We start from the raw sequence: 6200 nt of genomic DNA on the forward strand, positions 1-6200 counted from the left end.
TCAGGCCGGCTGCGGCTCGGCGGCGCCGCCGCGGCCGAGTTCCTTGCGGTAGCGGTTCAGCTCCTGGACGTTGGCGAAGCTGCGCCCGAACAGCAACCCCAGGTTGTGCAGGATGCGCTCGACGACCCGGCGCTCCCAGTCGGCGTCGAAACGGATCTGGCTGTCCAGCCAGCCTTCGAGCCAGGCCGGGTCCGGCAGCCGGCTCTGCACGGTGTCGTTGGGGAAGAGCTTGGTGTTCACGTGCAGGTTGGTCGGGTGCAGCGCCTGCGCGGTGCGGCGCGCGCTGGCCATCAGCACGCCGACCTTGGCGAAGGCGGTGCGTGCCTCGTCGCCGAAACGCGCCAGCGCACGCTTCATGTAGCGCAGGTAGGCGCCGCCGTGGCGCGCTTCGTCGCGGGCCAGGGTCTCGTAGATCGCCTTGATCACCGGCTCGGTATGCCACTCGGCGGCGCGCCGGTACCAGTGGTTCAGGCGGATCTCGCCGCAGAAGTGCAGCATCAGCGTCTCCAGCGCCGGCGCCGGGTCGAACTCGAAACGCACCGCGTGCAGTTCGTCCTCGGTCGGCACGAGCTCGGGGCGGAAGCGCCGCAGGTACTCCATCAGCACCAGCGAGTGCTTCTGCTCCTCGAAGAACCAGACGCTCATGAAGGCCGAGAAGTCGCTGTCGTCGCGGTTGTCGCGCAGAAACATCTCGGTGGCGGGCAGCGCCGCCCATTCGGTGATGGCGTTCATCTTGACCGTCTGCGCCTGCTCGTCGCTGAGCAGCGCGGGGTCGAAACGCTCCCACGGGATGTCCGTGTCCATGCTCCAGCGCACGGCCTCGAGCTGCTTGAAGAGTTCGGGATAGAGCATGGTCGCGCCACCTGTGGAAACACGACAGTCTAGGCAGCACCGAACGGCCGCGTGCGGGGCGGGGTGTTCAGGCCTGCGCCTCGCGCCAGCGCTGCAGCTCCACGGCAATCGATTCCAGCGATTCGATCGGCAGCACGCCGTCGACACGGCGCCGGAACAGCACCGGCGCACTGCCGCCGACCCAGACACCGAGTCCGGGCGGCAGCTTCTCGCGCAGCTCGGCCAGGCCGTCGACGACCTGGTTCGGGCTCATGCAGCCCGAGAAACTGAGCGCGACGATGTCGGCGCGGTAGGCCCGGGCCGCGAGCACCAGGTCCCACAGCGGCGTCTGCGTGCCGAGCGCGACGCAGCGGCAGCCCTCCATCGCCATCAGCGTCTCGCACATCAGCAGGCCCAGCCCGTGCGGCTCGCCCGGGAAGGTGCTCAGCAGCACCGTCGGCACGCCGCCGGCCAGCGGTTCGGGCACCGAGGCGATGGCCTGGCGCAGCAGGCTCTGCACGGTCTCGGTGTACAGATGCTCCTCGAAGACCTCGACCTGTCCGCGCAGCCAGGCGTCGCCGACCGCGGTGTTCAGCGGCGCGACCACGTCCACGACAAAACGCGAGATGCCGTGGCGCACCAGCATGCGCCCGAGCTCGCGCCTCAGCCCGCTGACGTCGTGCGCCCGCAGCAGCTCGAGCGAACGCCCCAGGTCGGCCGCGGCCACCGGGTTGTCGGCGACGCGCTGCGGCTGGTCGACGGTGGACGCCGTCAGCGCATCGAGCTCGGCCGCCGGCATCGGCACGATGCGCCCCGGGCGATGGCCGGCGTCGAGCAGGCGCTTGATGACCCGCAGCTTCTCGACCTGCTCGAGCGGATAGGCGCGCTCGCCTTGCGGGTCGCGTGCCGGCGACGGAAAGCCGTAGCGCCGCTCCCAGACACGCAAAGTGTCTTTGCTGAGGCCGGTGTCGCGCTCGACGGCGGCGATCGACAGCGTCAGCGGCTCGCTCGAGACTCGGTCTGTCATGCTGGCCGCCATTGGGTTGTCCTGGACAAAACTGTGCTCTGATCTGAAAGTTGGCCTAATATAGGCCCGCAGCCCGGTTTTGAACAGGACATAGGCTTGTCAAACCGACCTCCACCGACTGCACGATTCGAAAGATGACTGTATAGTCTCGTTTCATACCCAAGGGTTTACATGACGCCGACGCAGCGCCCGACCACCCGTGAAGTCCCCAGCAGACGCAGCAGCCCGCTGCGTGCGGAACTTTGCGGCATGACCAAGATCAGAACCGGCAATGCCGCGACCGCGGCGCAGCTTGTTCTGTCGTGCGGACTTTCGGGTTTCCTGTCTGCAAGCTCTGAGCGCTTCTCCTCCTCCTCCCTCCCTCCCTCGTTCGCTCAGAGGCGCCGCGCGACAGCTTTTCTTTCCCGGCGTACCGCCGTGCGCGGTACGCCGGCCCTCCGGGGCGCCGGCGCCCGTGGCGCCAAGGGGGCCCGTTGATGCGTCGCGTCGCTGTCGTCGGCTCCGGGATCTCCGGTCTCGCCGCCGCTTATGAACTGTCCTGCGATGCCCGCGTCACGCTGTTCGAGGCCGGCTCGTATTTCGGCGGGCACACGAACACGATCGACCTGACGATCGACGGCGTCACCCACGGCGTCGACACCGGTTTCCTGGTGTTCAACCACCGCACCTACCCGAACCTGCTGCGCCTGTTCGCCGAGCTCGGCGTCGAGACCGCGCCCTCGGACATGTCGTTCTCGGTGCAGGCGCGCGAAGACGGGCTGGAGTGGAGCGGCTCGGACCTGAACTCGGTCTTCGCGCAGCGGCGCAACCTGCTGCGCCCGCGCTTCCTGAAGATGCTGTCGGAGATCGTGCGCTTCAACCGGCTCGCGACCGCGATCGCCGAAGCCGGCGCCGAGGACGCGCTGGCCGAGCCGATCGGCGAGTTCCTGGGCCGCCACGGCTTCGGCGAGACCTTCCGCGACTGGTACTTCCTGCCGATGATCGGCTGCATCTGGTCCTGCCCGACCGACCAGATGCTGCGTTTCCCGGTCGCGACGATGATCCGGTTCTGCCACAACCACGGCCTGATCCAGGTGAACGACCGGCCGCAGTGGCACACGGTCAAGGGCGGCGCGCGCCACTACGTCGAGAAGATGCTGCCGCGCATCGCCGACGCGCGGATCTCCAGCCCGGTGCTGGCGATCCACCGCGACGTGCAGGGCCCGAGCGTGGTCTCGGCCGCCGGCACCGAACGTTTCGACGAAGTCGTGCTCGCCTGCCACAGCGACCAGGCGCTGGCGCTGCTCGCCGACCCGAGCGAAGACGAGCGCGCGGTGCTGGGTGCGATCCGCTACCAGCCCAACCGCGCCGTCGTGCATTCGGACGCCTCGGTGCTGCCGCGGCGCAAGCTCGCCTGGGCCTCGTGGAACTACGTGCGCTCGGCGCAGCGCGACCGCGAGCAGGCCGCGGTCTGCCTGCACTACCTGCTCAACCGGCTGCAGCCGCTGCCCTGGCAGACGCCGGTGATCGTGTCGCTGAACCCCGAGACCGAACCGGCCGCGGCCAGCGTGTTCCGCGAGATCGAGTACGCGCACCCGGTGTTCGACCTCGGCGCGATCGAGGCCCAGCGCCGCGTGCCGGCGCTGCAGGGCCAGGCCCACACCTGGTACTGCGGCGCCTGGACACGCTACGGCTTCCACGAGGACGGCCTGGCCTCGGGCCTGGACGTCGTGCGCCGCGTGCGCGAATGCTGGCAATCGGGCGCGCCGGCGCGGGTGGCGGCGTGACGGCCATCGCGCCCCGGCCGCTGCTGGGCACCGGCGTCGTGCGCCATCGGCGCCTGAAGCCGGCCGGGCATGCGTTCGAGTACCCCACCTATTTCCTGCTGCTGCCGCTGCGCAGTCTGCGCGCGCAGCCGGACGCGGCGCTGGTGCGCAACCGCTTCGGCCTCGTCGCCTTCCACGACGCCGACCACGGCGAGGGCGGCGCCGACGCGCTCGCCTGGATCGAGGCGCTGCTGCAGGCCGAAGGCATCGCCGACGCCGACGGCGAGATCTGGCTGCACACCTACCCGCGCGTGCTGGGCTACGTCTTCAAGCCGGTGAGCTTCTGGTACTGCGAGCGCCGCGACGGCTCGCTCGCGGCCATCGTCGCCGAGGTCAACAACACCTTCGGCGAGCGCCACTGCTACCTGCTCGCGGGCGACGAACTCCAGTACGGCCGCGAGCTGCGCGCGCAGAAGGTCTTCCACGTCTCGCCGTTCTGCCGCGTCGAGGGCCAGTACCGCTTCCGCTTCATGCGCACCGGCGAGCGCACCGTCGCCCGCGTCGACCACGACGACGACGAAGGCCCGCTGCTGCAGACCAGCGTCAGCGGGCGCCTGGCGCCGCTGACGCCGGCGGCGGCTCGCGCCGCCTTCTTCGGCATGCCGATGATGTCTTTCGGCGTCATCGTGCGCATCCACTGGCACGCGCTGCAGTTGTGGGCCAAGCGTGTGCCCTTTGTCAGCAAGCCGGCCGCGCCACAGGCCTTCACGACCCGTTGATCCAGGAATCGCCATGACGACGACGACCGCCAACGCCTTCGCCCTGCCCGAGACCGCGCCCGCCGCGGCGCGCACCGTCTTCCGGCTGCTGCGCCGGCTGGCCTACGGCACGCTCGACGTGCAGCTGCCCGACGGCAGCCTGGCGCACTTCGGCACCGGCCGCGACGGCGAGCCGCGTGCGTCGATGCGCATGCTCGACTGGAGCGTGTGCTCGGCCACGCTCAAGAGCGGCGACATCGGCTTCGCCGAGGCCTACATCGACGGCCGCTGGACCTCGCCCGACGTCGTCGCGCTGCTGCAGCTGTTCACCGCCAACCGCGACGCGGTCGAGTCGGCGATCTACGGCACCTGGTGGGGCTCGATCGCACACCGCGTCAAACACCTGCTGAACCGCAACTCGCGCCGCGGCAGCCGCAAGAACATCCACGCCCACTACGATCTGGGCAACGCGTTCTACCGGCTGTGGCTGGACGAGACGATGAACTACTCGAGCGCCTGGTTCGACGGCGACGCGGACAAGCCCATGCCCGAGGCCCAGCGCGCCAAGGTGCGCCGGGCGCTGCGCGAATGCCGCGTGCGCGCCGGCGACCGCGTGCTCGAGATCGGCTGCGGCTGGGGCGCGCTCGCCGAAGCCGCGGCCAACGAGTTCGGCGCCCGCGTCACCGGCGTCACGCTGTCGACCGAGCAGCTCGCGTTCGCCCGCGAACGCCTGGCGCGCCTGGGCCTGACGCCGCAGGCCGAACTGCGGCTGCAGGACTACCGCGACATCCACGACGGCCCGTTCGACGCCATCGCCTCGATCGAGATGTTCGAAGCCGTCGGCCGCGAGTACTGGGGCGACTTCTTCCGCACCGTGCACGCCAAGCTCAAGCCCGACGGCCGTGCCTGCATCCAGTCGATCGTGATCCGCGACGATCTGTTCGCGCGCTACGCGCGTTCGACCGACTTCATCCAGCAGTACGTCTTCCCCGGCGGCATGCTGCCCAGCAGCAAGGTCTTCCGCGCCGAGGCGAAGAAGGCCGGGCTCGAGGTGATCAACGAACTCGCCTTCGGCCCCGACTACGCCGAGACGCTGCGCCGCTGGCGCGTCGCCTTCCTGGCGCAGGAGCCGGCGGTGCGCGCCCAGGGCTTCGATACGCGCTTCATGCGCATCTGGGAGTTCTACCTCGCCTACTGCGAGGCGGCCTTCGCCACCGGCAACACCGACGTCGTGCAGTTCACGCTGCGGCGTGTCTAGATGGACGCCGCGCGCCGTGCCCTGCTGCTGATGGCGCTCGCGCCGGCCGCGGCATTTGCGACGCGCAGCGCGACGCTGCCACCCGAACTGGCGCCCTACGCGCCGCTGCAGCTGCAGGGCGAGGGCCGGATGCGGGTGCTCGGGCTGCAGGTCTACGACGCCCGGCTGTGGACAGCCGAGGGTTTCGTGCCCGAGCGCTGGAACGAAACCGCGCTGGCGCTGGAGATCCGCTATGCCCGCGCGCTCCAGGGCCGCGACATCGCCGAACGGTCCATCGCCGAGATGCGGCGCCAGGGCGGGCTGGCAGACGCCGACGCCGAACGCTGGCTGCAGGCGATGGCGGCGCTGTTCCCCGACGTGAAGCCGGGCGACCGCCTGGTCGGCGTGCGCCGCGCGGACGGCACGACGCGCTTCTACGGCAACGGCCGCCTGCTCGGCGAGGTCGCCGAGCGCGAGTTCGGGCGCCGCTTCTTCGGCATCTGGCTGGCACCGCAGAGCTCGCAGCCGCAGCTGCGCGAGCGCCTGGTCGGCGGCCGAGGAAGGGGTCGACGACGGCGTCGAACAGGCGCACGGCCAGCAGC

General features: G+C 70.3%; 6 protein-coding genes. 4 read left to right on the forward strand and 2 right to left on the reverse strand.

Annotated elements, in window-relative coordinates; genetic code table 11:
* Both CKO43_RS17105 and CKO43_RS17110 read right to left on the reverse strand, forming a co-directional pair.
* Complete coding sequence (locus tag CKO43_RS17105) at positions 1-852, reverse strand: ferritin family protein (RefSeq protein WP_200226867.1); 852 nt, start codon at positions 850-852, stop codon at positions 1-3.
* Positions 853-919: 67 nt separating this feature from the next.
* The gene (locus CKO43_RS17110) at positions 920-1858 is read right to left on the reverse strand and encodes a MerR family transcriptional regulator (protein WP_200226868.1); all 939 of its coding nucleotides are present in this window, start codon (positions 1856-1858) and stop codon (positions 920-922) included.
* A 476-nt stretch (positions 1859-2334) separates the two neighbouring features.
* On the opposite strand from CKO43_RS17110, the gene CKO43_RS17115 reads away from it, so the two are divergent.
* The 4 genes from CKO43_RS17115 to CKO43_RS17130 form a co-directional block, all read left to right on the forward strand.
* Positions 2335-3624 carry an NAD(P)/FAD-dependent oxidoreductase gene (locus CKO43_RS17115; RefSeq protein WP_200226870.1) on the forward strand — a complete coding sequence of 430 codons (1290 nt, stop codon included), beginning with the start codon at positions 2335-2337 and terminating at the stop codon, positions 3622-3624.
* A 5-nt stretch (positions 3625-3629) separates the two neighbouring features.
* The gene (locus CKO43_RS17120; RefSeq protein WP_200227013.1) at positions 3630-4382 is read left to right on the forward strand and encodes a DUF1365 family protein; all 753 of its coding nucleotides are present in this window, start codon (positions 3630-3632) and stop codon (positions 4380-4382) included.
* Between the two features lie 13 nt (positions 4383-4395).
* Entirely contained in the window at positions 4396-5619 is a 1224-nt protein-coding gene (locus tag CKO43_RS17125; RefSeq protein ID WP_200226871.1) for an SAM-dependent methyltransferase, read from the forward strand.
* On the forward strand, positions 5620-6200 hold a 581-nt coding region (locus tag CKO43_RS17130), incomplete at its 3' end, for a chalcone isomerase family protein (protein WP_200379355.1).

The sequence above is a fragment of the Rubrivivax gelatinosus genome (assembly GCF_016583785.1).
GTDB lineage: Bacteria > Pseudomonadota > Gammaproteobacteria > Burkholderiales > Burkholderiaceae_C > Rubrivivax > Rubrivivax gelatinosus_B.

Coding starts and splice junctions, on each gene's coding strand:
- CKO43_RS17110 (WP_200226868.1), bottom strand. CDS start 1,858: ATGACAGACCGAGTCTCGAGCGAGCCGCTGACGCTGTCGATCGCCGCC.
- CKO43_RS17115 (WP_200226870.1), top strand. CDS start 2,335: ATGCGTCGCGTCGCTGTCGTCGGCTCCGGGATCTCCGGTCTCGCCGCC.
- CKO43_RS17125 (WP_200226871.1), top strand. CDS start 4,396: ATGACGACGACGACCGCCAACGCCTTCGCCCTGCCCGAGACCGCGCCC.
- CKO43_RS17105 (WP_200226867.1), bottom strand. CDS start 852: ATGCTCTATCCCGAACTCTTCAAGCAGCTCGAGGCCGTGCGCTGGAGC.